The sequence below is a fragment of the Streptococcus sp. FSL L8-0526 genome (assembly GCF_038007145.1).
GTDB classification, from domain to species: Bacteria; Bacillota; Bacilli; order Lactobacillales; family Streptococcaceae; genus Streptococcus; species Streptococcus thermophilus.
The window spans coordinates 403816-429574 of sequence record NZ_JBBOWP010000002.1 but is presented as its reverse complement, the minus strand read 5'-3'; the positions used below and the strand labels follow the sequence as shown (position 1 = coordinate 429574).

Here is a 25759-nt window from a genome sequence, read left to right as displayed (position 1 = left end):
ATCACTCAGAGGGCATAGGCTAATCAAATAGCTTATGCCCCCCTTTTTTTATGGAGGAAATCTATGATAAACAAAAAACGGAAAGACAATAAAAATCGCATCCTCAAAGACGGAGAATATCAACGTCCAAATGGTAGTTACGAATACCGCTGGCGTGATAAGCGAAGAAAGATGAATAGCATCTATGCCAAGTCATTAGTTGAGCTACGAGAAAAAGAAAAGCAAATTATTAAAGATTCTCTCAACGGATTGAACGTTACCAAAAAAGTTTCTATAGATGACTTGTACCAGAAGTGGAAACTCTTGAAACGAGGTCTCAAGGATAATACCTTCAAAAACTATCAGTACCTATACGAATATTTCGTATCTGGTCAATTAGGAAATGTCATCATCACTAATCTCAAGAAGAGCGATGTTCGCTCCTTCTATAATTACTTAGCCGAAGAACGGAACGTTAAGGTAAGCACCATTGACAGCATCCATACCGTACTACATCAAGTTCTTCAAGTTGCTGTCGATGATGAATATATTTTCAACAATCCCTCAGACAATGCCTTGAAGGAGCTAAAGCAGTCTCGTACTTCTGGGAAAAAAGGACACAGGGCTTTGACGCTCAAGGAACAACAACTTTTCGAAAATTTTCTAGAGAATACGAGCCGTTATAAAGGTTGGTACCCAGTATTTATTACCATGTTATGGACTGGACTTCGAGTTGGTGAAGTAACAGGTTTACGTTGGGAAGACATTGATTTTGAAAGCAACACTATTAGTGTCAATCATACCCTTGTTTATTATGATACAAGAACGAATCGTGGTGTCACTTTTACAATCAACAGTCCAAAGACCAAGGCAGGGGAGCGTACTGTTCCACTACTTCCTAGAGTTAAGGAGGCGCTGATTTTAGAAAAGAAACGTCAAGAAGAACTTGAAATCGTCTGCAAAAGTAAAATTGACGGCTACACCAATTTCATCTTTCTCAATCGTTTTGGTAATGTCTTCCACCAAGGAACACTCAATAAAGCACTGAAACGAATTATTCGTGATTGCAATTTTGCTGTTCTTGATGGTAAAATACAAAGTGAGGTAACACTTCCGAATTTCAGCAACCACTCTCTCCGTCATACCTTCACTACCCGTATGGTAGAAGCTGGAACCAATTTGAAGGCGATGCAAGAAATTCTTGGACACTCTGATATTTCAACCACTATGAATATCTACGCCGAAGCTACAAAAGAACTCAAAGAAAAAGAGATGGAAAAGTTCGGAGAAAACCTCCAAAATAGCCTATCAAACCTTGAAGAAACTTACCAATAACTTACCAAAGATTTACCACTGATTTACCAATTTTGTACAAAGTTAGGGGAAAATATAAAACCTAGCAAAGTTTCTAAACCTTGGTATAATGGGCTTTAGAAACTTGCGTGAAATAACGTAGAACCAGGTTTCTTTTCCCAACGATGAAATAATAATGATATCCCATTAGTCAAATAATGGGATATTTTTATATGAAGTGTAAACGTGTTTAAAAACTGAAGTACCTTTTTTTAAGAAAGAATAAACTGTGGTCGAGCATCCTAAGACAAAGACAGAAGAAAGTCAATTTGACTTTTCCAGAGATCGCACAGATTATTTTCTCGACCAAGCACTTGCATTTTATTGTGAAGAAAATAACATTCCTTAAGAAAAACTCTGTTCATCTGATATCAGTGAACTACTCCTCCCCTGCATCTCTGATTTTTATGAAGATTATATGATTTTTTGTTACACAGTCTTGGTTATGTTGCTAGAACTGAATTTGACTGGAAAATCTATCACTTGGTTGAAGATGATATTAACGAAATCTTCAGTCAATATAAGACTCACATCGGGTAATATGAAATAACGCTTCTCTCGAAATGAGAGAAACATTTTCTTATTTCCAAAATTTTGCTTTTGATGCTGCGATCCAAGCTGATAAACAAGCTAGGGCTACTTCTGCATAAATCGCGTATTGTTTAGCAGGATAAAGCTATGCTTTATTTTCTTCATACCAATGAGACTTCCAGAGACCGATGTAATTTTCTGTTATTTCAGGATTTTTAAGGCACTCCATGTAATTTGCAGATAAATTGTCTGGTTGATTCGTTTGTATGTTAATGATATAAATCACCAAAACATCCGCAATGACAGCTAAGAGTTTCAAAGCAATCTTTTTCTTGGCTGTTAGTTGAAATGCTTTCAATTATTTTTCTTCCCAATATAGTAATATATGTACTCCTATACTTTAGTATAAAAAGTAGGGATACAACATTAATGATTAAAAAGTCAAAACCTTTCGAAAACCTTGCATATCTAGCTCATAGTGTTATAATAGAACTGTCCGTCTGTCTAGAAATAATACACTTTTAGGCAGATGCGACTTAGAAAGAGGTATTTATGACATTTTCAAAAAAGGTTTCCCTTTCTGAGGTAAACCAATCCGTAGATACACCTAATAATAATCGTTTTTGGCAAAATCTTAAGGCTTTCTTGGGACCTGGGGCTCTTGTGGCCGTGGGTTACATGGATCCAGGGAACTGGATAACAAGTGTCGTCGGTGGGGCGACCTACAAGTACAGCCTACTCTTTGTCATCTTAATTTCATCATTAATCGCTATGCAGTTGCAACAAATGGCCGGAAAATTAGGGGTTGTGACCCAAATGGACCTAGCTCAAGCGACTGCCTACCACTCACCTAAATGGTTGCGATACACGCTTTGGGTGATTCTTGAGCTAGCCTTAATGGCGACGGACTTGGCTGAGGTACTTGGTTCTGGCATCGCTCTTAACCTACTCTTTGGTATTCCAATCATGGTTGCTATTCTGGTGACAGTCCTTGACGTCTTCCTACTCCTGCTCATCATGAAGCTGGGATTCAGGAAAATCGAGGCTATTGTTTCAACCTTAATTTTGACCATCTTGGTTATCTTTGCCTATCTAGTAGCCTTGTCTGAGCCTAGTGTTGCGGAAATCCTCGAGGGTTATCTTCCTACGCCAGCACTCTTCGAGCCACATGCTGCTGGGGACACCAACCAATTGACTTTGGCACTTGGGATTGTGGGGGCAACCGTTATGCCACATAACCTCTACTTGCACTCATCCTTGTCACAGACTCGTAAGGTTGACTATTCAGATGATAAAGACGTGACCAAGGCTGTCCGTTTCATGACCTGGGACTCCAACATTCAATTGTCTTTGGCCTTTGTGGTTAACTCCCTCCTCTTGATTTTGGGGGCTTCCCTCTTCTTTGGTCACGCTTCTGATATTTCAGCCTTCTCACAAATGTACAATGCTCTTCAGGACTCTAAGATTGCCGGTGCGTTAGCTAGTTCAACACTTTCAACTCTCTTCGCCTTGGCTCTCTTAGCTAGTGGTCAAAACTCTACTATCACTGGTACTTTGAGTGGTCAAATTGTCATGGAAGGTTTCCTCCACATGAGGTTACCAAAGTGGGTAATTCGTTTGTTCACACGTCTCTTCGCCCTGCTACCTGTTATCATTGTAGCTATTCTCTACGGCGATCAAGAAAAGACACTGGATCAACTCTTGGTGTATTCACAAGTATTCCTTTCAATTGCCTTGCCATTCTCTATTTTCCCTTTGATTTACTACACTTCTAAAAAATCACTCATGGGAAAACACGTCAATGCCAAGTGGAATACCTACCTCGGTTATGCCATCGCTATTGTCCTAACCATTCTCAATCTCAAACTTATCTTTGATACGTTTTAAAAAAAACAAGGCTAGCACCATGCTGACCTTGTTTTAGTTTTTGAAGGCGTCAACGAGAACTTGGAATTCTTCGTTACTAAGGGTAATTCCCTTGCCCATCTTGGTGTGGTCTGGACTCCAAGTGCGGATATCGTACTTGGCTGGTGCTCCGTTAAAGCTCACACGATTAAGCTCCTTAGTCCATCCCTTATCATTCTCAGACAATACCAAGAGTTTTTCTTCAATTTCAAATGAAAATTCTGCCATTTGCTTACCTCCACTAACTTTATTCGTTTTTTCCAGTGAAAATTTCAGGATTTAGCAAAAAGTTATCCACAAAATTTTACTTTTCATGCTATAATTATTTTATCAAGAAACGAAGGAAATGACTATGATAAACTTTATAGAAGCGGTAAAGCATCACCTTCTTCTGTTTGTGGAAACAGGTCACAGTAAACCTGTCCACCTAATGCAAAATTATCTTATTAATGATATCTATCATGCTATTGATAATAAACAAATGGTCATGCTGACTTCTAATCAGAGGACCTATAAGGGCTACATCAATCGTTATGACAGCCAACGTCAAGCTATCTTTATCGAGCAGGACAAAGTTATCAGTATGATTGAACTAAAAGACATTAAACGTCTAAAAATCATATCTCAACGAGGTTAAGTATATTAGTTAACCTCGTTTTATTTTTAAGTTGACTAATATAGTAGGTCTTGGTATAATAAGTTAACTATAAAATTTCTATAAGTTAACTCAAATGACAAAAAATCGTACACTATCCCTTATTCTTCCAGCTTTTGGTGCTGCTATTATTGCTGCACTGGCTCAAATCATCATTCCGATTGGGGCAGTTCCCATTACTCTACAGACCTTTGCTGTAGGACTTGTGGCTGCTGTTTTTAAACCGAGGGAAGCTACTCTTTCTGCTATCCTCTATCTTATTCTTGGCGCTATTGGTTTACCCGTTTTCGCAGGAGGTGGCGGTGGGCTTCAATCCTTCTTTGGTCCTTCAGCTGGCTATCTTCTTGCCTATCCTTTTTTTGCTCTTGTCACATCAGCACTAACCCATGCTAAGACTCCTATCTGGAAAAGATTTTTTGCTTTTGTTTTGGGAGATGCGCTTGTCTTTGTCGGTGGGATCCTTGGCCTGCACTTTCTTGGAAAGATGGGTTGGTCTGCAGCTGTAGCGATCGGTTTGACACCCTTTATTATTCCTGACCTCATTAAAGGTCCGATCGTTACTTTGGTGACTCAGCCAGTATTAAAAGCTCTAAAAAATCATAGCTACTTTAACTAAAGAAAAAAAGATTGAAGACTTTGTTCCTGTGAACAGAATCTTCAATCTTTTTATTTTTCAAAATAAATATCGTAATGCTTTGAACAAGCTGGGTTGAAAGCACTGTGACAATTAGGACAAGCTATTACCTCTTGATGCTCCTCAATAACCATCTCATGCTGACAAACACCACAGATAAGGACCTTGTCCTGCTTGAGATGACAAGGATAAGCTCGAAAGCTATGTTCCTCCAAGCTATTATGACACTGATAACAAGCATAATACTTCAGACAATCAAAGCATTTTAGGGCAACAATGTCTAGCTCTGTGTGATAATGCTGGCACCTGCTCTCATTATCTACAAAGAGACCATATATTTTTCTCGTCATTAGGCACGAACAGTCTTACTTGAACCGTCTTTTTGGTAGAGATTAATCAAACCTTCTTTAGTTGAACGAATCATATCACCAGGTTTAACTTCTTGTGGCACGGTAATAGTAAGAAGTTCCATTGGGTTTGGTGCACGATCAATCTTATTACCATTAGCATCGTGAAGATCTTTGATCTCACACTCGAGATGACGGAAGCCTGGTCCGTAGAATTCAACGTGGTCACCTTCGAGGATAACATTACGTTGACGGATCGTAGCTGTCATAGTTACTGGGTCAAAATCTACTACTTCACCAACAAATTTGTATTGTGGAATCTTACGACGGGCACCAAAGAGTTGCTCGTTTTCTGTTGGAGTCTTGTAATAAAAACCTGTTGCCAATTCACGTTGGGCAACTTTCCAAAGCTCGTTAACCAAATCATCTTTAATAGCATAAAAGGCTTCTGCACTTTCCATGTAAGCATCACAGGCCGCCTTGTAACAGTTGGCAACTGTTGATACGTAATGGACAGATTTCATACGACCTTCGATTTTCAGGCTATCAACACCATTGTCGATAAGGTCCGGGATGTTTTCGATCATACACATGTCAACAGCTGACATTGAGTATTCTTCAGGAACTTCACCGTGAATACTCTTTCGCTCTTGGCCGAATGGCATGTCGTAAAGGTCATATTTCCAACGGCATGACTGTGAACAACCACCACGGTTAGCATCACGGTCTGACATGTGGTTAGAAAGGGTACAGCGACCTGAGTATGAGATACACATAGCACCATGGACAAAGGCCTCAATTTCAAGGTCCGTACGTTTACGGATTTCAGCTAATTCTTCCATAGTAACCTCACGTGCTAAAACAACACGTGTCAAGCCATACTGTTTCCAAAAATGAAAAGTTTCAACGTTTGTCGCAGATGCTTGCGTTGACAAGTGGATGTTAAGGCCTGGAGCATAGGTTGAACAGATTTCAATCAAGGCTGGATCAGATGCAATAACGGCATCGAGTCCCATATCACGCAATTCACGGAACCACTCACCTGCACCTTTTTCATTTCCTTCATGGGTAACCATGTTAGAAGCAACGTGCACGTCAACTCCACGAGCGTGAGCGTATTCGATACCTTCACGAAGTTCATCCATGGTAAAATTTCCAGCACGGCTACGCAAACCATAGGCTTGTCCACCAACGAAAACAGCATCTGCGCCGTAATTTACAGCAACTTTCAATTTTTCCAAAGTCCCAGCAGGTACCAGTACCTCTGGGCGTTTTTTAGTTGTAGTCATAATTTCTCCAATTTGCAAGATTGTCGATATTAGTTTTAGGACAGCTCCTTCGTTCCCTGAAAATGGAAAACTCTCAAACGAAGGAGGACATAATTTTATTTTACACGGTCAGGTTCATAATCATAGAAACCTGTGTCCAAACCACGGTTGGCTGGGTGTAATTTATGAATGGCTTCATCAAAGAGGAAGGCTTGATCCTGTAAAAATTCTCCAGCCTCGATGAGGTCACGAGCCTTCACAAAATATTTGGTAATTTTTACGAAGTTTTCACCTGGGCAATAAACACCATCCAACTTCCAGTGGTCAAAACCATGCTCAACGAGTTCTGAAAGCTTAGTCATCATATCCAGGTCATTATTTGCAAAGATATGTGTTCCATGCAAGTCCTCATAGACTGAGTAGTGAGAATCTGGATCTCCAGGTTCAGAAAGAAAGAGGTCACGTTCTTTGGTAACAGCTTCATCCGTTTTGATAAAGTTGTAGTAATTTTGAAGAAGTGGTCGTTTTGAGTGGTGAATGATACTTGCCCCGTAAACCAAAACCTCAGCTGGAATTTGAAGATTTTCAGCCATGATGAAGAGTTCCGCAGATGGAATCTCACGTGCCAAAACAGCTTCAGATGCTCCTGCCTGTTTGCCCCAGAAATTAATCTGACGGCTAGAGGTTACCATGGTTGAAGCATCATAAATCATTTTGAAGGGACGTTTATCACGGTTACAGATGTAGAAAACTCCTGCATCACCAACCGTGATATAATCTGCCTTAATTTCTTCAAGAAAATCAAGGTAGTCAGGAAGAGCATCCATCATACTTTGGTGCATGAGGGCGTTAACTGCAACAGTTAACTCTTTACCTGACTCATGTACCAGCTCTGCGGTTTTTCTCATTTCTGCGAATGAAAAAGGCTTAGGCAAACGAAGGCCAAAAGTTTTTTCGCCGATGTAAATACGATCTACTCCAAGTTCTAGGAGCTCACGTGTCTGCTCGTAGCTCTCAGCTGTCGCTGTAATCACTATTTTTTTCATAACTTACATTATAGCACAAATTAATTGATTTTTTTTAGAACTTTTAGGTTTTGTTAGGTCGTATTTTGATATTCAAATATAGTTTTGCGATACTAAAATTTCAAAAAAAACTTTGCAATATAAACTTTTTATGGTATTATTAAAAAGATTGTAGTTAGTGAAATACTGACTCAGTCTTTCAGACTACACAAAATAGTGATTTAGGTACTTTATATAGAAAGGAGGCAGACATGGCTGACAACTTACACCGTCAATTTGATCACATCGAAGATTTCGAGATTGAACGTCGTCAAACGACCAATTATCAAGACGATCAAGGTCTAAATAGTAATAGTATTAAACTACAAGATATGATTTTCTTCGGACGTATCTCAAGCTTCTGTGTTTCAATAGTCCTAGTTGCCTTCCTTTTCTTGGTAGCACAGGTGGCTACCTTCTGGGCCTTATTCTGGGCAATTACCATTAGCGCCATTGGTCAGTTAGGCATTTATGTCCTAATCGAATATCTTAAAGCAAAAGAACGTTGACTAAGGAGTCAACGTTCTTTTTAGTTTGATTCTGCTACTTCTTCAGAGATATCTTTGATATCAATGAAAATATCATCAACGATAGCTTCTGTTTCTGCTTTAACATTGGCTTGCTCAGGTGTTACTTGAGCTGTTTTTTCCTTGATGAGTTTAAAGCTCTCTTTTGCAAAGTCAGCAACTTGAGCTGTTTTTTTTTGAACGGCTTTTGTCAAATCAGTTGCAGTGATGTCGCCATTTTCAAATTTTGTTTTATAATCTTGGAAAGTATCGACTGCCAATTCTTTATAGTCGCTAGCTTTCTCCACTACTTGATTTTGGTAAGCTTTAGGATCTTCTTTGAATGAAGCGATTTCTTCATCAATACGTGCTTTAACTGCTTTACCTTTTTCAGTTGTGAAGAAATACGCTGCTACAGCTCCAGATGCTGCACCAATAATTAGGGTGTTTAGAAATTTACTCATGAAAAGACCTCCTTATTTTTTCTTGTCTTTTTTACCAAATAGTTTTGAAGCAACCTTGCCGATAGCAAAGGCTGATCCTGCTTTACCGACACTTGCTCCTGCTACACTTGCCTTAGCGCCGAGGTGACGAGCTCGGGTATTCAAGTCAGAAACACTTTCTGAAAGCTCAGCTACTGCTACAAAGAGAGGATCAATCGTTTGAACTTTTTTATTAACATCTTCAACCAAGACATTAGCCTTAGCCAAAATTTCATTTGTTTGGTGAAGTGTTATGTTAATATCTGTACGAAGAACCGCAACTGTTTCTTCAACTTCTTTGACAACATGACGTGTGCGAAGTAAAGTTGGGATTAATGCAATTAGAAACGCAGCAAGTGCGATTGCGATAATAAGAAATGCAATTTCTGCCATAGTTTTAGACTCCTTTGACCTGTTTAAAAGGTTAACAAAAAAACTGAATGTTTGACTCTGCCTCGTATGACCTTTGTTATTATAATTTTCATTTCATTATAACAAAGTCTGAACAGTATGACTAGTTTTTCATTTTATAATCTGCTTTTTGACGTTGTTTACGGAAATATAAGAGGACAGCTCCAAGCATAATGATGGAAATGCTGACCCATTGTGAGACGCGCAAGCCGGCAAACATAAGACTATCCGTACGCATGCCTTCAATGACAAAGCGTCCAATGCCATACCAGATAAGGTAAAATGAAGTCACATCTCCCTGTCGCAATTCCTTATTAAAACATCGTAGTCCCAGAATAATGCTAAAACCAACTAAATTCCATAGGCTTTCATAAAGGAAGGTAGGTACACGGTAGCTTCCATCAATAAACATCTGCTGACGGATAATTTCTGGAAGATAATTCAGTTGACTAACTGCTTTTCCATAGGCCTCTTGATTGACAAAATTTCCCCAGCGACCGATACTCTGAGCTATCATGACCCCAGGGGCCGCAATATCTAGAAAATCTAAAACCGCTATAGCATGACGTTTGGCGAACCAATAAAGGACAGCTGCACCAGCAATCAAGCCACCATAGATAGCAATTCCACCATTCCAAATCGCAAAAATTTCCGATGGATTTTGGCTGTAATAAGACCACTGGAAAATCACATAGTAGAGCCTAGCACCAACAATGGCTATAGGAAAGGCTAAGAGAATGAAATCTAAGATATGCTCAGGATTGATTCCCTTTTCAGGAGCCCAACGCTGAGCCAGATAAACTGCAAGCAAAAGACCAGATACAATACAGATAGCATACCAATGAATACTGATTGGACCAAGTCTTAGAGCAATTGGATCAATAGTAGCTAACATTAGTCTTCACCATTATTACTAATGAGGTCAGTCAAACGGTCCATAAAAGTTTTGGTTGCATCATATCCCATTTGCTTAGCACGATAGTTCATTGCTGCAGCTTCTATAACGACTGACACGTTACGTCCTGTCTTAACAGGAATGCGGATACGTGGAATCTTAACGCCCTGTAATTCAATCTCTTCATTGCTATTTCCAAGACGGTCAAAGACCTCGTCATTTTCAAAATTCTCAAGATATATGCACAACTGAACTTGAGATGAATCACGGACAGCACTAGCTCCGTAAAGACTCATAACGTCAATGATACCAACCCCACGGATTTCAAGAAGATGGAGAAGAATTTCTGCAGGTTCCCCCCAGAGAGTTCCCTCATCCTTAGCATAGACATCTACACGGTCATCAGCAACTAGACGGTGGCCACGTTTCACCAACTCGAGCGCTGTCTCACTCTTACCGATACCAGAGTCCCCTTGAATAAGAACACCCATCCCGTAGATATCTACCAGAACACCATGGACACTAGTACGTTCAGCTAATTGAGAGTTGAGATACCAAGACATGTCACCTGAAAGTGATGATGTAGAGTTGCGTCCTTGAAGAACTGCTACACCATTTTCCTTAGCAGCTTGAAGCATCTCTTCTGGAATCTCAAGACCACGCGCCACGACAACAGCTGGAGTTTCCTCTCTAAATATATTAGCAAAAACAGAATAACGGTTATTAGCAGTCATGGTTTTAAGGTAGGTCCACTCCTTCATCCCAACCAACTGAAGTCGTTCTGGTGAATAATAGTCAAAATAACCCGCCATTTCTAAACCAGGACGAGAGATATCAGCCGTTGTTATCGCTTTTGCCAAAAGCTCCTCATTCCCATAGACAACCTTAAGTTTAAGCTTATCAACCAACATTTTAACAGTTACTGTCATGTTATTTCCTCCGATTATTTACTAGTTTCATTGTATCATAAAAAGGTTTTCAATGCGGTTCGCAAAGTAAAAAAAGACCTATGACTAACACTAAGGTCAATCATAGATCTTTTATGTTATCATTTACTCACCATTTCCACTCGTCTTCTACAGGTTCAGCGTTTTTGCGTTTTCTTCCATCCTTAAGTTTTATTTCGGGATAAATATCCTCTTTATAAGGAAGGAGGAAGGCTAAAACTAAGTATAAGAAGATTCCAAACTGCGTGGAAACCATGAGAATAATAGCTAAGACACGAGCCAAAGTGAGGTTCCAGCCAAATTTATCTGCCAAACCTGCAATAACACCGGCGACGAGTCTATTTTTTCGTATCTTATAAAAGCGATTTGGCATGGTTTTCTTCTCCTATCATTTCATTGATATAATTGTATGATTTTTTGAGACTAAAAAAATCAGACCTAGGACTGATTTAGAAAAATGAGTTTGGCTCGGCACAAACCGCATCCAAATTTCTGTGTATTGACACGGCGTTTGCGACGGTAAGTGTGACCACAAGATTGGCACTGATAAAGGAAGTAATTTTCTGCCTGGTTTCGCATTTTGGGGGCGTACCTAAGGCCGTCCACCCTAGCTAGTAGGTCCTTGAAATCTCTATCCCCATGTTTGCAGCCCTTCCCTTGAAAATAAAGGTGGTAGTGACAGAGTTCATGACGGACGATTTTCCGAAAGGTCTCGAGGCCGTATTCTTCATAAAGTTTTGGATTGAAATCTAAGTGTCCATCCTTGGGGAAGAAACGACCTCCAGTGGTCCTCAGGCGCTTGTTCCACAAGGCTTGATGATTAAATTTCCAACCGAAATCTTCGATAGAAACTGTCTTAACATAATCAGTTAGATTCACGTGGATTCACCAAGGAAAGATTAAGCTTTTCGTGTTCTAAGTCAATTTTTGACACCCATACGGTAACTAAATCCCCAACAGAAACCACTTGGCTTGGATGGTTAACGAAACTCTTACTCATCTTAGAGATATGGATAAGACCATCCTCATGGACACCGATATCCACAAAAGCACCAAAGTCCACAACGTTACGGACTGTTCCTTCAAGTTTTTGCCCCACCGACAAGTCTTTGAGCTCAAGAACATCCTGGCGAAGTACTGGTGCTTCAAAATCATCACGCAAGTCTCGACCTGGTTTTAAAAGGTCAGCAATGATATCTTTAAGGGTTTCCTGACCAATCTCTAGCTCTTCTGCTGTGTCTTTGAGATTAAGACCCTTCAATTTTGCCTTAGCAGAGTCGTCCAAATCTGTGATGTCTAACTGCTTGAAGAGAGCCTTCACCGCTGGATAAGACTCTGGGTGGACTCCCGTATTATCCAGGATATTTTTAGCGTTTGGAATACGGAGGAAACCGGCGGCTTGTTCAAAGGCTTTGGCACCAAGACGTGGGACCTTCTTAATTTCATCACGTGATGTAAACTCCCCATTTTCCTCACGGTAGGCAACAATATTTTCTGAGATAGTCTTGTTGAGACCTGAGACATGTGACAAGAGAGTACTACTTGCCGTATTGATATTGACACCAACCTGGTTAACCACGGTATCAACGACGAAATCAAGATTTTCAGAGAGTTTCTTCTGGCTAACATCGTGCTGGTATTGGCCTACTCCGATTGATTTGGGGTCAATCTTAACCAATTCCGCCAGAGGGTCTTGAAGACGACGGGCAATGGAAATAGCAGAGCGCTTTTCGACCGTCAAGTCTGGGAACTCATGACGGGCCAACTCTGAAGCAGAGTAGACTGAGGCACCACTTTCATTGACAATGACATAAGAGGTCTCTGGGAAATCTTTGAGGACTTCTGCCACAAAGATTTCACTTTCACGGCTGGCTGTTCCATTTCCGATAGCAATAATCTCAATAGCATGCTCTTTGATGAGGTCAGCCAAGTCTTTCTTAGCTTGAGCAATCTTAGCTTGACTTGCTGGAGCAACCGGATAGATGACCTGAGTTGTAATCAGTTTCCCTGTTTGGTCAACGACGGCCAATTTAGCTCCTGTACGAAAGGCTGGGTCAAATCCAAGTACCATCTTTCCTTTAAGTGGTGAGACTAGGAGAAGGCTTCGAAGATTTTGAGAGAAAAGATTAATAGCTCCATCTTCTGCTGCTTCAGTCAACTCACTACGGATACGACGCTCCATAGCTGGAATGATTTTCTTCTTGAGCGACTGGTTGAGGACTTCCTCAATATAATCATTTTTTTGCTTGAAACGGGCACTGTAAAAACGATGCATTTTCTCAAGATTGTGCTTAAAGTTTACCTTGATAACGCCTAATTTCTCACCACGGTTAAGGGCCAGAGTACGGTAACCTTGGAGTTTTGACACCTTATCCGCAAAATCATAGTAAATCTTGAAGATTTCTTTTTCATCCAGAGATTGATCCTTTAGGATCGAAGTGATCTCACTGTTGTTCCAGATTTCGTTGTAGGTCCAAGAGCGCAAGCTATTGTCTTCAGAAAAGGCCTCAACCAAAATATCCACAGCACCCGCAAGGGCCTTGTCAGCTGTTGGAAAGGCTTCGGATGTCAACTTTTCAGCTTCATCTTTGAGGTTTGAACTATTTTGCAAAATAAGACGAGCCAGTGGAAAGAGACCTGCTTCACGAGCAATAGTCGCTTTAGTGCGACGTTTTTCCTTATAGGGAAGGTAGAGTTCTTCCACGTCTGCCAACTTTTTAGCCGCTTCGATGGCTGCCTTGAGTTGGTCAGTCAATTTGCCCTGAGCCTCAATCTTTGCCAGAACCGTCTCCTTGCGGTCTTGGAGGGCTGTCAAAGACTTATCCATATCAATGATAGCCTTGATTTGCGTTTCATCCAAATTTCCGGTTTTCTCCTTACGGTAACGGGCGATGAAGGGAATGGTATTACCATCTGCGATCAATTCCAAAACGGTTTCAACTTGTTGTTTTTTTAGGCCCAACTCTTGAGCCAATGTCTCTAAATTTCGATTTTCCATAAACTCTATTATACCATGATAGGAGGTATGCTTGGGCAGAAAACCTTGTAGATGAAGCGAGATTTTTTGAGCAAGAGGTAGTATAATAAGAGAGTAAACCTATTCTTAAGGCTATTTCTTTCGGAAAATAGATGCATTTTCCTTGAAGCAAAGCTTCTTCTGCTGATTCCCTAATTTTCCGTCAGAAATGACGCCCTTAGTATCTTAATTAACTCGGAGGCTTTTTATGGCGGTTATTCAGAAAAAAACAAATGAACTTGAAAGCATGATGGCATCTTTTGCGGCTATCCCTGATTTTGAAAAGGCGGGAACTGATCCTAAGAAGGACAAACGTCTTCAAGAAGATAAGAAAAAGTAAAAGTTATGGCTATTTTTCATCAACTACCAGATAGCGTTTTGCAGCTTCTGGCAGTTTTTCTATCTATTATTATCGAAGCTCTGCCCTTTGTTTTACTGGGAAGTATCGTGTCTGGCTTTATCGAAGTCTTCTTGACTCCTGAAAAGGTCCAAAACTTCCTGCCGAAAAACAAGGTCCTGGCTATTCTCTTTGGAACCCTAGTCGGCTTTATTTTTCCTTCTTGTGAATGTGGGATAGTTCCCATTATCACGCGCTTTTTAGAGAAAAAAGTGCCTAGCTATACGGCTATTCCTTTTATGGCAACGGCTCCTATCATCAATCCAGTCGTTCTCTTTGCGACCTATACGGCCTTTGGAAACTCTTGGTACTACGTGATTTTACGTTTTCTCGGAGCTTTCTTGATTGCCATGATTTTGGGAATTCTGCTCGGCTTTGTGGTGGATGACCAGATACTCAAGGACAAGCGTAAGTTTAATCATGTTCATGATTATAGTGGGTTATCAGCTGGTAAGAAAATCTTTCAGGCCTTGGTTCATGCTGTCGATGAATTTTTCGACACTGGTCGTTACCTGATTTTCGGGAGCTTTGTGGCTGCAGGGATGCAGATCTACCTACCCACCCGAATCCTAACGACCATCGGTCATAATTCGGTGACAGCCATCCTCATCATGATGCTCCTGGCCTTTATCCTCTCACTTTGTTCTGAGGCAGATGCCTTTATCGGAGCTTCACTACTCTCTAGTTTTGGAGTGGCACCAACAGTGGCCTTCCTCATCATCGGTCCTATGGTTGATATCAAGAACTTGATCATGATGAAACACCAGTTTAAGACACGCTTTGTCGGGCTCTTTGTGGGAACCACAAGTCTGGTAACAGTCATTTACTGTCTAGTATTGGGGGTGATTTAATGTTACGTTTTCTCATCTTATCTGGGTATTTTGAGCTCGTCATGTACTTGCAAATTTCTGGCAAGCTCAACCAGTACATTAATATCCACTACTCCTACCTGGCTTACATTTCCATGGTGCTTTCCTTCATCCTCGCTTTGGTTCAACTCATCGTTTGGATGAAGAAAATGAAGGTTCACTCGCATTTGTCAGGTCGAGTGGCCAAGGGAGCCAGCATCGTTCTCTTGGCTTTTCCAGTTCTCACTGGGCTCTTAGTGCCAACGGTGACCCTGGATGCCAATACTGTATCAGCTAAAGGTTATCATTTTCCACTGGCCGCAGGGAGCGATCCTAACCAGGCCGATCAAGAGGGAACGACTATCCAGTACTTAAGGCCGGACACCAGCTCTTACTTCACCTCCTCAGCTTATGAAAAGGAAATGACCAAGGAGCTAGCCAAGTACAAGGGACGTGAGACCATCCAGATTACCACGGAAAATTACATGGAAGTCATGGAGCTCATCTATCTCTATCCAAACGATTTCGTGGGAAAGAAGGTCACCTATACCGGCTTTGTTTACAATGACCCACAGACCAAGGGATATCAGTTCATCTTCCGTTTCGGTATTATCCACTGTATCGCCGATTCAGGTGTTTACGGACTGGCAACGACAGGAAGCGACCAAACCTTTAAGGATAATACCTGGGTAACAGTCACTGGTACCATCACTGTGAATTATTATCAAAACCTTAAACAGAGCCTCCCTATCCTTAATTTGACTGAGATTAAAGAGGTTAGTCAGCCTGACAATCCTTATGTTTATCGTGTATTTTAAAAAGCCAAGTTCAATTGAACTGGCTTTTTATGTTGAATCAAACTGTACAGTTACTTAAATCTTGAGAGTACAAAAACGCTCCTTTTAATAATTCTTTGCAGATTGTTGTTGTACAGTTACTTAAATCTTGAGAGTACAAAAACTAAACAAAGCGCTCCTTCCAACTTATTTCAGTTGTACAGTTACTTAAATCTTGAGAGTACAAAAACAATCAAGTTAAAGAGTTAGTAAAATACTTTGTTGTACAGTTACTTAAATCTTGAGAGTACAAAAACCGCAATGATGTCCCCTCTGAAGATACACTTGTTGTACAGTTACTTAAATCTTGAGAGTACAAAAACCCGTTCGAGTCCATGCCAGCTTCAACACCAGTTGTACAGTTACTTAAATCTTGAGAGTACAAAAACGGGCTTTTTTGTTTGCCTCAATATTGACGAGTTGTACAGTTACTTAAATCTTGAGAGTACAAAAACATATAAAGGAAAGTTATACGGACGAAGGAAGTTGTACAGTTACTTAAATCTTGAGAGTACAAAAACAAAGCACAATGAATTCTCGCAAGAACACGAGTTGTACAGTTACTTAAATCTTGAGAGTACAAAAACTGTACTCATGTAGTGCTTTCATTGAATTTAGTTGTACAGTTACTTAAATCTTGAGAGTACAAAAACCAAACACTGGAAAACCTATCCACAACACCAGTTGTACAGTTACTTAAATCTTGAGAGTACAAAAACTACTTACCAACTTGCCCCATGTATGTGGTTGTTGTACAGTTACTTAAATCTTGAGAGTACAAAAACACAATCAAGCAGTATGCTTATCCTCTAATGAGTTGTACAGTTACTTAAATCTTGAGAGTACAAAAACATAACAGCTTCGGGATACCCTCCGCCAATAGTTGTACAGTTACTTAAATCTTGAGAGTACAAAAACCTTTACACGGTTGAAATGGAAGAGGTGGAAGTTGTACAGTTACTTAAATCTTGAGAGTACAAAAACGCATTACAGCGGCATTATCGGCTTTATACAGTTGTACAGTTACTTAAATCTTGAGAGTACAAAAACCTCAAATGAAATTTTGACGTTTTTATACCCACATAGTGATTATAAAATCAATAACTGTCCTTGTCAATCCTTACTTTCTAAAAATTTATGTAATAGTTCCTTATCAGGTGTCTGAGAATATCTTATACGGTAACTAAAATGAAACAGCTGATTTAGGATATTCAATATTACTGAATCAACAAGTGAGAGACTAGGTTGTCTCAGCATTTTTATCAATAAATAAGGTGTCACAGTTTCTAAAGACATCCTAAAACCTTCTCCCGTCGGGAAATCATTACTTGGATAATATTTCATTACCCTTTCATACATAAACTCAACATCATACAAATGCTCCACCTGGTCAGATAAAATATTGACGAACCTACTATTTTCTTCATCAATTTTTAAATAGCCTTGGTCACTAGGAAACAAAATAAAGGTTAGATTTGGATACTTCTTGACCAGATGACAGATTTGCCTATAAAAAATAGTATAAGATTCTTCTGAGATAAAGCCATCAATATTTTTTAGCACAATGAGATACTTCTCTGTTGTTTGTGAAAGTAGACCGTCTAACATTTCTAGAAAGAGAGAAAGTTTATCAGTATTTGAAACCCATTCAAAAGATAGATTCTTGTTCTCGATAGCAAAAAAGGGACTAAAATTTTTTGTGAGTAGTTGGTCTAGTGTTAGAGGGTGATTCTCCAAATGGTACTCCACCTGACCACAGTTTAAGTTTATATGCCGATTCATAGCTTCTTCAATAAGCTCTACTTGTTCATTAATTTTCTCCAAATGGCCTACAATATCAACTTGATTGACAATTTTACGAAGGTAACCGTGAGCAAGTGTTCCTTTCTTGTACTCCATCTGCTCCAGTAAATCCTTAAAACTTGAAATGTCGATATAGTGATAGCTACTTCGCTTCACTATTTCTCCAGACTCATCAAGTATGGTAGGCTCCTCATAATCAAAAATACTTAAGTCCTCACTTGAGTATTTTTTTCCACCAAAAAACCAGCTCAAAATCTGCCAAATATAATATTTGAGTTCATTATTTTGACCAACAATTTGTGTGATTGCACCGATATTCAATTCAATACGTTCTTTGTAAGGATGTTGTACAAAAAAATTCATATGACCACCAACTTATTATCACTGATTATTTCCTCTTGCTTAGTTTTGCCACCTATAATTAATGTCATCTCTGAAAATTGCTTTTCAGTAACCGCCAAAAGTCTCACATTTCCAGCAGGCAGATTGCTCATCTTTAACTTCTTATAAAATTTATTTGCAAAGCTTCTATTAGGACAAGTGCGATAGTAGACCGAAAATTGTAACATTTCAAACCCATTTGAAATTAATTCTTTACGAAAATTACGATAAATTCTTTTTTCATCCTTGGATTCCATTGGTAAATCAAAAAAACATAATAATCTCAACGCTTCATACCTCATCTTATTTTCTCCACTCTAAACTTGATACCACTGGGCAGTGGAATTTACTGCTATCTTTTTCCGAAATATATTTGATAAAGCCTTTGACATATTTGTCCATAGCAACTGTCACTGAACAGGTCTCTTTGCCATATTTGATTTTAGCATTGAGTAAATCTGTCAATCCCAACCTATACTCATACTTAAGGAATTCCTGATCTCGTAGATTATCATATACCCAAACATCTACAATCTGTCTAAATAGCTCCATCAAATCGTCAACCAAATTAAACTGATTGTATTCATTTTTATGGAAGATTCCTAATAGGCCATTTAAACCATAACCCGCCACTATTCTAGCCATCTGAGCCCTCATGATAGCATAGCCATAGTTTAAACCAGCATTGATGACATCAGCTTCTTGCTGAGTTACTCTGACAAATTGTTTACCAAAGAGCTCATTAAAGTAGACCTTGGCAGCATGTCCCTCTCTATTCGTTCTATCACCAGGTTCTATCTGCTCTTTATAGTCTGAAAGTAATCTAATGTTGTCCAGACTTTTTTCAAACATGGTTAGGACATCCTCTTGGTTATTGATTTTATAATAAGTTACAATCTGCCATGCCTTGTCCTTTTGTTTCTGAGACCAATCCAGCTGTTCTTTCAAGCGCTTGTACGCTCTAAAGTGCCCATTTTGTGAGTGATAAATTCCTGTTGGTAAATGTTCATTATCACAAACGACCAAAGCAATATTATACTTGCTTAAGGCACTTAATAGACGAAGGGTAACAACTGTATCCCCACCTTCTGCAACGATTATCGAAATATCACTTAGTGGCACCGTAAACTCTTGTCCCATCTTTTGCACTAATAAGTTATCAAGCTTTAAGCGCATCTTCTCACTTTGACTGACATGTACAACTCTCCAAGTCATTTCTTCTCCTCTTTAAATAACGAAAACACCCTGCCATAAAATGACAGGGTGTTGATTTCGGCATGAAGCCTTATCTTTGTAGCTTCTGCAAGATTTAAGTAACTGTGTAAGGCGTCCCTTACACTATTATTATAGTATATGATAACTATAATTGCAACACTTTCTAACAATTAATATTAAAAATCTAGCTTAGGCTTATCACCCTCATTTTTGATGATATGCTGATTTCCTAGGACATCTGTTCTTACCTTATAAATAGAAATATTTGATTTTCCTAGCCCTTTTATACATCGTCCTGACTTATCTGCAGAACCTAAAATTTCAATAAGTGACTCATTCTTCTCAAATTTATCTTTTGAATAAGGCTTTAACTCTACATAATATTTCACATTAGGCATAGTTCGAGAAAGAAAACGGAAAAGCTGTTGTTCTTTTGTTTCTGTATCTTTAATGAGTAACAAATCATTTTTATAAAGTGTAAACTTGAATTCTGAATCAGAATCTACACCCTCTTCTTTCATAATGCCATTGTATTTTTCCTGGGAAATCTTATATGTTCCTGTCTTCTTTTCAAATTGTAAATCAGCATATTTCAGTCCTAAAATTTCATATTTACCAGTAGTCTTATTGAAATAGACATCCGCTCTCCAAGGTTTTAATGACTGTAAGACAACTTTATTTTTACTATCCTTCGGAGTAATATCAATATGATTGCCTAGCTTACTATCATAGTATTTAAGACTCTTGATTTCAGGACCATTGCCTTTTTTACTATATTTACGAATATAGCCATGTTCTTCTTTATATTTTAGGAAAGGATTACATGGTACCTCTTTCCCTTTTTCATTCATTTGCTTATTAGGATAGTTCTCTAAAATTGGCTCGATAACTTTCTCAAAGGTTTGTGGGTCGTGACGATACATGAGGAATTTTGACTTATCCTTCTTATAAATCTTCATAAAGGCATCATAACCATCCTGAGTATAAATATCTTTGATTTTCCCTAAGACATAAGTTTCATCCGCCTTATCTTTTCCTACTTTAGCCTGTCTTGTCGCATAAATAGTGGCATCTGATATTTTACGATTAAACTTAGAATCCACTTGATAAGAGAATAAGATACTGTCTTCAAATTCTTTACTCTTCAATGTATCAACAAAATGTTGATAAGGGGCTTTGAACACAGATTCCTTGTACTCATCATCACTAATAAGTTCACCTGTTTCAATGTCAAGGAGTTGGTCTTCTGAATAACTTACAAGGGTATTCTTTTGTTTTTTCCACAAATTCAACTGACTTGAGGCGGCAATAATCAATGCATCGACAGCATGGTGATGATAAGTATCACGAGTCTTCTCAATTCCCCAATGGCGTCTCAATTGAGATGTAAATTGGCCACGAACCACGGAAACTTTTGTATCAATCTTGTGAGCTCTAAAGTGTTCTTGAAGGGCATTGAGGACAACTCTTGAAGCGTATCTTGTATCTACAAGATTTCGTTCAATAAATTTCTTTCGAACATCAAACTTTGAAATATCTTCTTCTGTAAGGAGGTATTCTTTTTTCTTGTTCGAAAGTGTTTTTGACTCACGTACAAAAGCTTTTAATTCACGGAAAGACCACGCATCATCCATACTATCTAAAGCCTGATAAGGTGTTCGTTGTCCTTTTTCTTGGTTAGCAGTTGCATAAACCAAAACCTTATTTGCAAGGCTATCATCGAATGTGATAGAAAGAGGTAAAATATGATCTACTTCAAACTGATTAGAATTATTTATCAAATCATGGATTGAGATTGTCTTACCAGTATAAAGGCAACGTTCTCCTTGCTGATGCCAAAGGCGGATTTTAGTCGCTAATTGCTTATGACCGTGGAAAACACTATGTGGTAATTCAGCCTTTCCATTATATTGGTTAGCAGCCTTAAGCATTGCTGCATCTTTTTCATCTTTGTTGGCTTTTTGAATCTTTTGAATAGCTTTCTTTTCATCATCTTCATTTGTTTCACGAGCCATTTCGATGACAATATTGTCAAAGTCTCCGTATTCTTTAATCGCCGCATTTACGATTTTTATAGCCTGGCGAACAGACTTAGCAACAACAGGATTATAGATTTCTTCAGTTAATAGTTTTTCATCTATATATTTTGTTTTATTTGAAGACGAAGTCGTTTTTTGTTTTCCAAGTCGTGTCAGGATAGTCATTTGCTCTTCTGACGTCTCATACAATTCTGGAATTAACTCCATCATCAGTTTGACAGAAAAATTATGCCATCCTTTTCCAAAAATGGAACTATTTGCTTTGCGGAATTGAACCAATTCGTCAACTTGCTTCTGGCTAAAGCTACCATCAGCAAATTCATGTTCTAAGGCTTCTTGAATACCTTCCCTCTCAGTGTTTAATGTTAAGACATAGGCTAATTTATCAAGCGTTTCTCTATCCATTTGCTCAATATCTAAGGTTTCAAGCGTTTTCATTTTTCGATAGGCTTCGAAAGTATGAATCTCAGCCTTACCTGATTTGTCGATACGGTATCCCTTGATATCTGCAACATCACAAGAAAGTAACTTAGCGATATATTTAAAAAGTTTCGCTGGCCCCATTGCCTTTTCATTTTTGACATAATTAATGATTTGATTCTTCTGTTCTTTGCTCAACTTTTTGGTTTCAGTAGGAACTGTTAGATTGTTCAAATCATTTAGCAAATTGAATTCTTGAGCCGTGTAGGAAGCTTTTGCTGCTCTAAACTCGTCTGGATAAAATGTACATTTCCCAATTAGAATTCCAAAAATATTGTCTAAAGTTTCTCCACTCGTTCTGTAACGACCATAATCAGTCCGTGACTTTTCATTTCCGGGTCCATGATAATATTTCCGTTTTCCAGTTAAAATTTCGAGATAACGATTAACAAATTCATCTGTAATCTGTGGATTAAATTCTTGTTGAGTTTGCAGTATCCTTAAGGCCTCTGAACGATAAGCTGATGTTGGAAAGACATTAATCAAGCGATGTTTTTGCCATCTTTCTCAACAGTAAAATCACCACGTAATTGACCATATGTTTGGTAGCGTTCCAACTGTATCTGTCCCGGTGTCTTAGTTTCTAATTGTTTACTATTTTCCTTAACAATTTGTGCATAGTCTCCTATTGATGAATTTCCGTCATCACTAGCATCATCGAGGTAACTAATCCCACGGTGTTTCACCATATTTTTAAGAGCGATAAACAGTTCTTCATTAGACAATTCATCGGTCAAGCCCTTAACTCGTAATTGATATGGGTTAAGATTAATTGAAATCTTCGTAAAATCGGTGATTAATCCACTTTCCTCAAATAGACGATTTAAACGAACTCTACGATGTTTTTTACGTCGTGTCAAGCGTCTTCCTTGACGATTCGTTCTACGTACTAGGTTATTTTCCGCTTGAGCTGCTGGGAAGATGCGTGAGTTTTTATGGATAATTTCTCCTGTCACTTTGTTAAGGATACCTACACCAACAGAACCTATACCGATATCAAGTCCTAAAACTAAGTCACTCATTTAATAATCCCCTTATGCTTTTTTCTAATATTATAAACTAGTATCTGAAAATTCGCAACTTTTTTGTAAACGCTATAATCTATGTTTTAAAAAATCAATTTAATATCATTTTTATCTAAACAACGTTATTCACTTCATTCCGAAACCTAGAAAAAATATAAGTAGTCCTCCCTCTAACGACTTTGCTCATGTAAAAAACCAAGTCAGTTTAGACTTGGTTTTGGATTTTATTTTTGAACAAATGATTTTAAACTACTAACTTGTTGGCAAGGAAATCGGAATATTAAGCTTCACCTTCATCTTACCGTTGGTAACTGTGGCTTGGTCAATCTCGTATCCTATTTCAGGAAGCTTGATCTGGATCTGGTTGTTAACCATGCGAACACCACTACTAGACTGGGCAATGCTCTTCTTGAGATAAGGCAGAACCAGTGATTTTGGAACTGGAAGACGACCCAAGTGGGCACCTACCAAATCTAGTAGGATGACTTCCTTGTTAGTGCTGACCGTAAAATCAAGGCTAAATGTTGATTCGATAGGGCCAAGAGATACGGGAACCTTAGCTGTTAGATAGGAATCATTCAACTCTACGGTACTGTTTTGCAAGGTCTCATCATTAGATTCAGCTATACTTGCTTTTAGGACTTGACGAAACTGATTACTATCAAGATTAATCTCGGTTGAAAGGCCACCTGATGAGAGGGATGCCCCACCGATACCAGCCTGGGCTAAATCAACAAGAGATGTTTGTGTTGATACATTTTTTAATTGGTCTTGACTATCGATATTGTCCGGAATAAGTAGAGCCACCACTGCCAAAAAGAGCACAATGACGAGGATAAGGAGTCGCTTAAACCATTTCCACATAGGGATACCTCATTTCAATTTTTCACTTTTGACGTCTATTGTACTGTAATCAAGGGAAAAAAGCGAGTAAGAACTGGAAATTCTCTCATATTTTTTTAATCCAATAGGTAGGGTTCAAGAGATTCATAGACCTTTAAGTAGGCATTGGCATATAGGTGAACGCCGTCATAGTTATGCTCTGCTTTCTGCTCTTTTATATCGTCGAACAGCTCAGCATTACAATTAATGAAGTGGTAACCATAGGTTTTGGCGATTTCCTCAAGAGCCTGGTTGCAACGGTCAAGATTTTCAGGTGTCCGCAGTTTCATCCACTGAATTGAGGCCTTGGTCTGCCAAGGCAGATGAAGATTAGCTGGGTAAAAATCTCCATGAGAGAGGAGCCCGTGAAGAGTGTCTCCCCCTTGATAGCAACCTTATTTAGATACTGATAGTTTTTAAGTTTGATTTCTTTTAATTCATCCATGTTAACTTTCTTCTATATAATTTTATCTAAATGAGGGAGAAGGCAAAGAGCAACCCTACAACCGTATTGGCCAAGGCGTGGATAAAGACACTTGGAAGAATGGAGCCATCTGCTTTCTTCTCATTGATAGCACCCAAAACGTAAGCTATGAGACTGATAAAGACCAAGATGGCAAAAGCCCTAAGGTAGCCAGTTAGTTGGATAAACATAAGCGCATGGATGAGCCCAAATAAGAGAGACTGAACGAGATTGGCTCCTAGAAATCCCAGTTTTCCCTGCACCATTTTCAAAAGAAAACCTCTAAAGAAGATTTCTTCTGGCAAGGCAGTCCCTAAGATAGCGAAGGCTAGAATGGCAGGAAGTGCTCCAATTCCCTTCCCAGAAAAATCTGCTGTGGCCGTTTTGCTAGAGGCGAACTAACTAAAGACCACAATCGAGAAAATAAGAAAAAGTAGACTAATACCCAAAATGGTCAGTACTAATTGTCTCTTCTTCTGACTCTCAACTTTCTTCAACCCAATCCAGTCAAAGAAACCGACCTTTTTCCTGCTCCTAATTAACCAAGTGATAAAAGGAATGACAGAGACTATGAGCAGTTCCATAATACCGCTCATCAGTTTAGACATAAATAGGGTCATGAGTTTGTCCTCCATTTCTAATCAAAAGACAGCTTCGTTCTTTTGAAAACGATTACCTTTACACCTTGATTATACTACTTTTTAGGGGAAGAAAAAGCTCATTTTCACCAGTCTTGCCAGGTTTCTTTGGCACGAATCACCCGGTCTTGCTTATAGTCAATATGGTAAACACGCCAGCCACCAATCCAATCGTCGGCCAGCTTGTACTCAACACTTCCTTGAAGGTCATCGCCCTTGCCCAAGAGTTTCTCTACTTCTTCTCTCGTCATGCCCTCAAGCTGATACTGCCGATGAAAACTCCACATGAGTTTATGGCGCATGTAATCAGGTGTATGAGCCCATTTTTCAGGAGTAAATACCCTATCACGAGGGATGATAATAGCAAAATGAACCAGACAAATGATTTCAATGATTAAGCAAAAGCCTTTTAGTCTCTTACGTCTGGTTTCTGGGGTGAGGTAGGCAATAGGACTACCTGACTTTCTCTTGTTTCCAATAATCGTCCAAAATCACTGAGTGCTCTTTTGAAAAGCGAATACGGATATCTCTGGCAACTTGTTGGGATACACGTGCGACATTTGTCAATTCTAATCCTAGCTCAGGTGTGTCGTGTTCCAAACGATACTTGTCATCCTCGGATTCAACAAAGATAAAACTCGTTGACCCTTTTTCGCTATAAGTGAGATAGAGACTATCGTAGGATACTGGAAGTTGTACCAAGGCATCCCAGATGTCACTGTCACTTGGGTTTGTAATCGTCGCTTAGTCTACCTGATC

29 protein-coding genes, 1 pseudogene and 1 CRISPR repeat array are annotated in these 25759 nt (G+C 39.0%); of the genes and pseudogenes, 8 read left to right on the top strand and 22 right to left on the bottom strand.

What is annotated here, in order from left to right; genetic code table 11:
• Positions 1-63 precede the first annotated feature (63 nt).
• Entirely contained in the window at positions 64-1314 is a 1251-nt protein-coding gene (locus NSQ85_RS09475) for a site-specific integrase (RefSeq protein WP_179974392.1), read from the top strand.
• A 694-nt stretch (positions 1315-2008) separates the two neighbouring features.
• On the opposite strand, the gene NSQ85_RS09470 is transcribed toward NSQ85_RS09475, so the two are convergent.
• Positions 2009-2221 carry a hypothetical protein gene (locus tag NSQ85_RS09470; RefSeq protein ID WP_223899720.1) on the bottom strand — a complete coding sequence of 71 codons (213 nt, stop codon included), beginning with the start codon at positions 2219-2221 and terminating at the stop codon, positions 2009-2011.
• A gap of 194 nt (positions 2222-2415) precedes the next feature.
• Here NSQ85_RS09470 and NSQ85_RS09465 point away from each other — a divergent pair, with 194 nt between their 5' ends.
• Positions 2416-3750 carry an Nramp family divalent metal transporter gene (locus tag NSQ85_RS09465; RefSeq protein ID WP_179973166.1) on the top strand — a complete coding sequence of 445 codons (1335 nt, stop codon included), beginning with the start codon at positions 2416-2418 and terminating at the stop codon, positions 3748-3750.
• A gap of 33 nt (positions 3751-3783) precedes the next feature.
• On the opposite strand, the gene NSQ85_RS09460 is transcribed toward NSQ85_RS09465, so the two are convergent.
• Positions 3784-3996 carry a YdbC family protein gene (locus tag NSQ85_RS09460; RefSeq protein WP_002886106.1) on the bottom strand — a complete coding sequence of 71 codons (213 nt, stop codon included), beginning with the start codon at positions 3994-3996 and terminating at the stop codon, positions 3784-3786.
• A 124-nt stretch (positions 3997-4120) separates the two neighbouring features.
• Here NSQ85_RS09460 and NSQ85_RS09455 point away from each other — a divergent pair, with 124 nt between their 5' ends.
• On the top strand, positions 4121-4405 hold the full coding sequence (locus tag NSQ85_RS09455; protein WP_179972830.1) for a hypothetical protein: 285 nt from the start codon (positions 4121-4123) through the stop codon (positions 4403-4405).
• A gap of 94 nt (positions 4406-4499) precedes the next feature.
• Positions 4500-5039, top strand: a complete 540-nt coding sequence (locus NSQ85_RS09450) for a biotin transporter BioY (RefSeq protein ID WP_340781731.1) — start codon at positions 4500-4502, stop codon at positions 5037-5039.
• 50 nt (positions 5040-5089) lie between these two features.
• Here the strand turns inward: NSQ85_RS09450 and NSQ85_RS09445 are convergent, their stop codons facing one another.
• The 3 genes from NSQ85_RS09445 to NSQ85_RS09435 all read right to left on the bottom strand — a co-directional run bounded on the left by NSQ85_RS09445 (position 5090) and on the right by NSQ85_RS09435 (position 7718).
• Positions 5090-5407 (bottom strand): CHY zinc finger protein, encoded by a 318-nt coding sequence (locus NSQ85_RS09445; RefSeq protein WP_179973168.1) that lies wholly within the window; start codon positions 5405-5407, stop codon positions 5090-5092.
• Positions 5407-6693, bottom strand: coding sequence for a peptidase U32 family protein (locus tag NSQ85_RS09440; RefSeq protein ID WP_179973169.1), 1287 nt, complete (start codon positions 6691-6693; stop codon positions 5407-5409). The genes NSQ85_RS09445 and NSQ85_RS09440 overlap by 1 nt, the downstream gene beginning before the upstream one ends.
• Before the next feature lie 95 nt (positions 6694-6788).
• Positions 6789-7718, bottom strand: coding sequence for a peptidase U32 family protein (locus tag NSQ85_RS09435; protein WP_179973170.1), 930 nt, complete (start codon positions 7716-7718; stop codon positions 6789-6791).
• A 230-nt stretch (positions 7719-7948) separates the two neighbouring features.
• Between NSQ85_RS09435 and NSQ85_RS09430 the strand changes: the two genes are divergently transcribed.
• The gene (locus NSQ85_RS09430) at positions 7949-8245 is read left to right on the top strand and encodes a DUF3270 domain-containing protein (RefSeq protein ID WP_179972827.1); all 297 of its coding nucleotides are present in this window, start codon (positions 7949-7951) and stop codon (positions 8243-8245) included.
• A 20-nt stretch (positions 8246-8265) separates the two neighbouring features.
• Here NSQ85_RS09430 and NSQ85_RS09425 read toward each other — a convergent pair whose 3' ends face one another.
• The 7 genes from NSQ85_RS09425 to NSQ85_RS09395 form a co-directional block, all read right to left on the bottom strand.
• Positions 8266-8706, bottom strand: a complete 441-nt coding sequence (locus NSQ85_RS09425) for a YtxH domain-containing protein (protein ID WP_179974390.1) — start codon at positions 8704-8706, stop codon at positions 8266-8268.
• A 12-nt stretch (positions 8707-8718) separates the two neighbouring features.
• On the bottom strand, positions 8719-9117 hold the full coding sequence (locus tag NSQ85_RS09420) for a DUF948 domain-containing protein (protein WP_179972825.1): 399 nt from the start codon (positions 9115-9117) through the stop codon (positions 8719-8721).
• Positions 9118-9238: 121 nt separating this feature from the next.
• Positions 9239-10030: a prolipoprotein diacylglyceryl transferase gene (gene lgt, locus NSQ85_RS09415; protein WP_179972824.1), complete on the bottom strand. Its 792-nt coding sequence runs from the start codon at positions 10028-10030 to the stop codon at positions 9239-9241.
• On the bottom strand, positions 10030-10959 hold the full coding sequence (hprK, locus tag NSQ85_RS09410) for an HPr(Ser) kinase/phosphatase (RefSeq protein WP_179974389.1): 930 nt from the start codon (positions 10957-10959) through the stop codon (positions 10030-10032). Before hprK ends, lgt begins: the two co-directional genes overlap by 1 nt.
• A 127-nt stretch (positions 10960-11086) precedes the next feature.
• Positions 11087-11350, bottom strand: coding sequence for a PspC domain-containing protein (locus NSQ85_RS09405; protein WP_179974388.1), 264 nt, complete (start codon positions 11348-11350; stop codon positions 11087-11089).
• A 65-nt stretch (positions 11351-11415) separates the two neighbouring features.
• Positions 11416-11856 (bottom strand): SprT family protein, encoded by a 441-nt coding sequence (locus NSQ85_RS09400; RefSeq protein ID WP_179974387.1) that lies wholly within the window; start codon positions 11854-11856, stop codon positions 11416-11418.
• A complete protein-coding gene (locus NSQ85_RS09395; protein WP_179974386.1) occupies positions 11843-13975 on the bottom strand; it encodes a Tex family protein in 2133 nt (710 codons plus the stop codon). Before NSQ85_RS09395 ends, NSQ85_RS09400 begins: the two co-directional genes overlap by 14 nt.
• Positions 13976-14201: 226 nt before the next feature.
• Here NSQ85_RS09395 and NSQ85_RS09390 point away from each other — a divergent pair, with 226 nt between their 5' ends.
• The 3 genes from NSQ85_RS09390 to NSQ85_RS09380 are packed head-to-tail and all read left to right on the top strand — an operon-like array spanning position 14202 to position 16056.
• Positions 14202-14333, top strand: coding sequence for an SPJ_0845 family protein (locus tag NSQ85_RS09390; protein WP_002885949.1), 132 nt, complete (start codon positions 14202-14204; stop codon positions 14331-14333).
• A 5-nt stretch (positions 14334-14338) separates the two neighbouring features.
• Positions 14339-15241 carry a permease gene (locus NSQ85_RS09385; RefSeq protein WP_340781716.1) on the top strand — a complete coding sequence of 301 codons (903 nt, stop codon included), beginning with the start codon at positions 14339-14341 and terminating at the stop codon, positions 15239-15241.
• Positions 15241-16056 carry a TIGR03943 family putative permease subunit gene (locus tag NSQ85_RS09380; protein ID WP_179974384.1) on the top strand — a complete coding sequence of 272 codons (816 nt, stop codon included), beginning with the start codon at positions 15241-15243 and terminating at the stop codon, positions 16054-16056. Before NSQ85_RS09385 ends, NSQ85_RS09380 begins: the two co-directional genes overlap by 1 nt.
• 40 nt (positions 16057-16096) lie before the next feature.
• Positions 16097-17124: direct repeats of the CRISPR family, unit length 37 nt; unit sequence AGTTGTACAGTTACTTAAATCTTGAGAGTACAAAAAC.
• A gap of 63 nt (positions 17125-17187) precedes the next feature.
• On the opposite strand, the gene csn2-St is transcribed toward NSQ85_RS09380, so the two are convergent.
• The 10 genes and pseudogenes from csn2-St to NSQ85_RS09330 all read right to left on the bottom strand — a co-directional run bounded on the left by csn2-St (position 17188) and on the right by NSQ85_RS09330 (position 25702).
• Positions 17188-18240: a CRISPR-associated protein Csn2-St gene (csn2-St, locus tag NSQ85_RS09375; protein WP_340781714.1), complete on the bottom strand. Its 1053-nt coding sequence runs from the start codon at positions 18238-18240 to the stop codon at positions 17188-17190.
• The gene (gene cas2 / locus NSQ85_RS09370) at positions 18237-18560 is read right to left on the bottom strand and encodes a CRISPR-associated endonuclease Cas2 (protein ID WP_179974382.1); all 324 of its coding nucleotides are present in this window, start codon (positions 18558-18560) and stop codon (positions 18237-18239) included. Before cas2 ends, csn2-St begins: the two co-directional genes overlap by 4 nt.
• A gap of 1 nt (position 18561) precedes the next feature.
• Entirely contained in the window at positions 18562-19473 is a 912-nt protein-coding gene (gene cas1 / locus NSQ85_RS09365; RefSeq protein WP_179974381.1) for a type II CRISPR-associated endonuclease Cas1, read from the bottom strand.
• 176 nt (positions 19474-19649) lie between these two features.
• A pseudogene (gene cas9 / locus NSQ85_RS09360) lies at positions 19650-23014 on the bottom strand (type II CRISPR RNA-guided endonuclease Cas9).
• A 255-nt stretch (positions 23015-23269) separates the two neighbouring features.
• Positions 23270-23881 (bottom strand): hypothetical protein, encoded by a 612-nt coding sequence (locus NSQ85_RS09355; RefSeq protein ID WP_024704046.1) that lies wholly within the window; start codon positions 23879-23881, stop codon positions 23270-23272.
• A gap of 95 nt (positions 23882-23976) precedes the next feature.
• Entirely contained in the window at positions 23977-24189 is a 213-nt protein-coding gene (locus tag NSQ85_RS09350) for a hypothetical protein (RefSeq protein ID WP_223899721.1), read from the bottom strand.
• Positions 24190-24370: 181 nt separating this feature from the next.
• Positions 24371-24697 (bottom strand): CPBP family intramembrane glutamic endopeptidase, encoded by a 327-nt coding sequence (locus NSQ85_RS09345; protein WP_223899724.1) that lies wholly within the window; start codon positions 24695-24697, stop codon positions 24371-24373.
• A gap of 63 nt (positions 24698-24760) precedes the next feature.
• Positions 24761-24982, bottom strand: coding sequence for a hypothetical protein (locus NSQ85_RS09340; RefSeq protein WP_224107509.1), 222 nt, complete (start codon positions 24980-24982; stop codon positions 24761-24763).
• A 104-nt stretch (positions 24983-25086) separates the two neighbouring features.
• On the bottom strand, positions 25087-25251 hold the full coding sequence (locus tag NSQ85_RS09335) for a hypothetical protein (protein ID WP_223899722.1): 165 nt from the start codon (positions 25249-25251) through the stop codon (positions 25087-25089).
• Between the two features lie 202 nt (positions 25252-25453).
• Positions 25454-25702, bottom strand: a complete 249-nt coding sequence (locus NSQ85_RS09330; RefSeq protein WP_223899723.1) for a hypothetical protein — start codon at positions 25700-25702, stop codon at positions 25454-25456.
• Positions 25703-25759 lie beyond the last annotated feature (57 nt).

What these genes read in the sequence shown, in the direction of transcription:
- NSQ85_RS09455 (WP_179972830.1), top strand. Translation starts at nt 4,121, where the DNA reads ATGATAAACTTTATAGAAGCGGTAAAGCATCACCTTCTTCTGTTTGTG.
- lgt (WP_179972824.1), bottom strand. Translation starts at nt 10,030, where the DNA reads ATGTTAGCTACTATTGATCCAATTGCTCTAAGACTTGGTCCAATCAGT.
- NSQ85_RS09335 (WP_223899722.1), bottom strand. Translation starts at nt 25,251, where the DNA reads ATGACGAGAGAAGAAGTAGAGAAACTCTTGGGCAAGGGCGATGACCTT.
- NSQ85_RS09450 (WP_340781731.1), top strand. Translation starts at nt 4,500, where the DNA reads ATGACAAAAAATCGTACACTATCCCTTATTCTTCCAGCTTTTGGTGCT.
- NSQ85_RS09460 (WP_002886106.1), bottom strand. Translation starts at nt 3,996, where the DNA reads ATGGCAGAATTTTCATTTGAAATTGAAGAAAAACTCTTGGTATTGTCT.
- NSQ85_RS09465 (WP_179973166.1), top strand. Translation starts at nt 2,416, where the DNA reads ATGACATTTTCAAAAAAGGTTTCCCTTTCTGAGGTAAACCAATCCGTA.
- NSQ85_RS09420 (WP_179972825.1), bottom strand. Translation starts at nt 9,117, where the DNA reads ATGGCAGAAATTGCATTTCTTATTATCGCAATCGCACTTGCTGCGTTT.
- NSQ85_RS09445 (WP_179973168.1), bottom strand. Translation starts at nt 5,407, where the DNA reads ATGACGAGAAAAATATATGGTCTCTTTGTAGATAATGAGAGCAGGTGC.
- NSQ85_RS09440 (WP_179973169.1), bottom strand. Translation starts at nt 6,693, where the DNA reads ATGACTACAACTAAAAAACGCCCAGAGGTACTGGTACCTGCTGGGACT.
- NSQ85_RS09355 (WP_024704046.1), bottom strand. Translation starts at nt 23,881, where the DNA reads ATGTGGAAATGGTTTAAGCGACTCCTTATCCTCGTCATTGTGCTCTTT.
- hprK (WP_179974389.1), bottom strand. Translation starts at nt 10,959, where the DNA reads ATGACAGTAACTGTTAAAATGTTGGTTGATAAGCTTAAACTTAAGGTT.
- NSQ85_RS09390 (WP_002885949.1), top strand. Translation starts at nt 14,202, where the DNA reads ATGGCGGTTATTCAGAAAAAAACAAATGAACTTGAAAGCATGATGGCA.
- cas1 (WP_179974381.1), bottom strand. Translation starts at nt 19,473, where the DNA reads ATGACTTGGAGAGTTGTACATGTCAGTCAAAGTGAGAAGATGCGCTTA.
- NSQ85_RS09425 (WP_179974390.1), bottom strand. Translation starts at nt 8,706, where the DNA reads ATGAGTAAATTTCTAAACACCCTAATTATTGGTGCAGCATCTGGAGCT.
- NSQ85_RS09385 (WP_340781716.1), top strand. Translation starts at nt 14,339, where the DNA reads ATGGCTATTTTTCATCAACTACCAGATAGCGTTTTGCAGCTTCTGGCA.
- NSQ85_RS09380 (WP_179974384.1), top strand. Translation starts at nt 15,241, where the DNA reads ATGTTACGTTTTCTCATCTTATCTGGGTATTTTGAGCTCGTCATGTAC.
- NSQ85_RS09475 (WP_179974392.1), top strand. Translation starts at nt 64, where the DNA reads ATGATAAACAAAAAACGGAAAGACAATAAAAATCGCATCCTCAAAGAC.
- NSQ85_RS09405 (WP_179974388.1), bottom strand. Translation starts at nt 11,350, where the DNA reads ATGCCAAATCGCTTTTATAAGATACGAAAAAATAGACTCGTCGCCGGT.
- NSQ85_RS09435 (WP_179973170.1), bottom strand. Translation starts at nt 7,718, where the DNA reads ATGAAAAAAATAGTGATTACAGCGACAGCTGAGAGCTACGAGCAGACA.
- cas2 (WP_179974382.1), bottom strand. Translation starts at nt 18,560, where the DNA reads ATGAGGTATGAAGCGTTGAGATTATTATGTTTTTTTGATTTACCAATG.
- csn2-St (WP_340781714.1), bottom strand. Translation starts at nt 18,240, where the DNA reads ATGAATTTTTTTGTACAACATCCTTACAAAGAACGTATTGAATTGAAT.
- NSQ85_RS09395 (WP_179974386.1), bottom strand. Translation starts at nt 13,975, where the DNA reads ATGGAAAATCGAAATTTAGAGACATTGGCTCAAGAGTTGGGCCTAAAA.
- NSQ85_RS09350 (WP_223899721.1), bottom strand. Translation starts at nt 24,189, where the DNA reads ATGAAACTGCGGACACCTGAAAATCTTGACCGTTGCAACCAGGCTCTT.
- NSQ85_RS09340 (WP_224107509.1), bottom strand. Translation starts at nt 24,982, where the DNA reads ATGACCCTATTTATGTCTAAACTGATGAGCGGTATTATGGAACTGCTC.
- NSQ85_RS09430 (WP_179972827.1), top strand. Translation starts at nt 7,949, where the DNA reads ATGGCTGACAACTTACACCGTCAATTTGATCACATCGAAGATTTCGAG.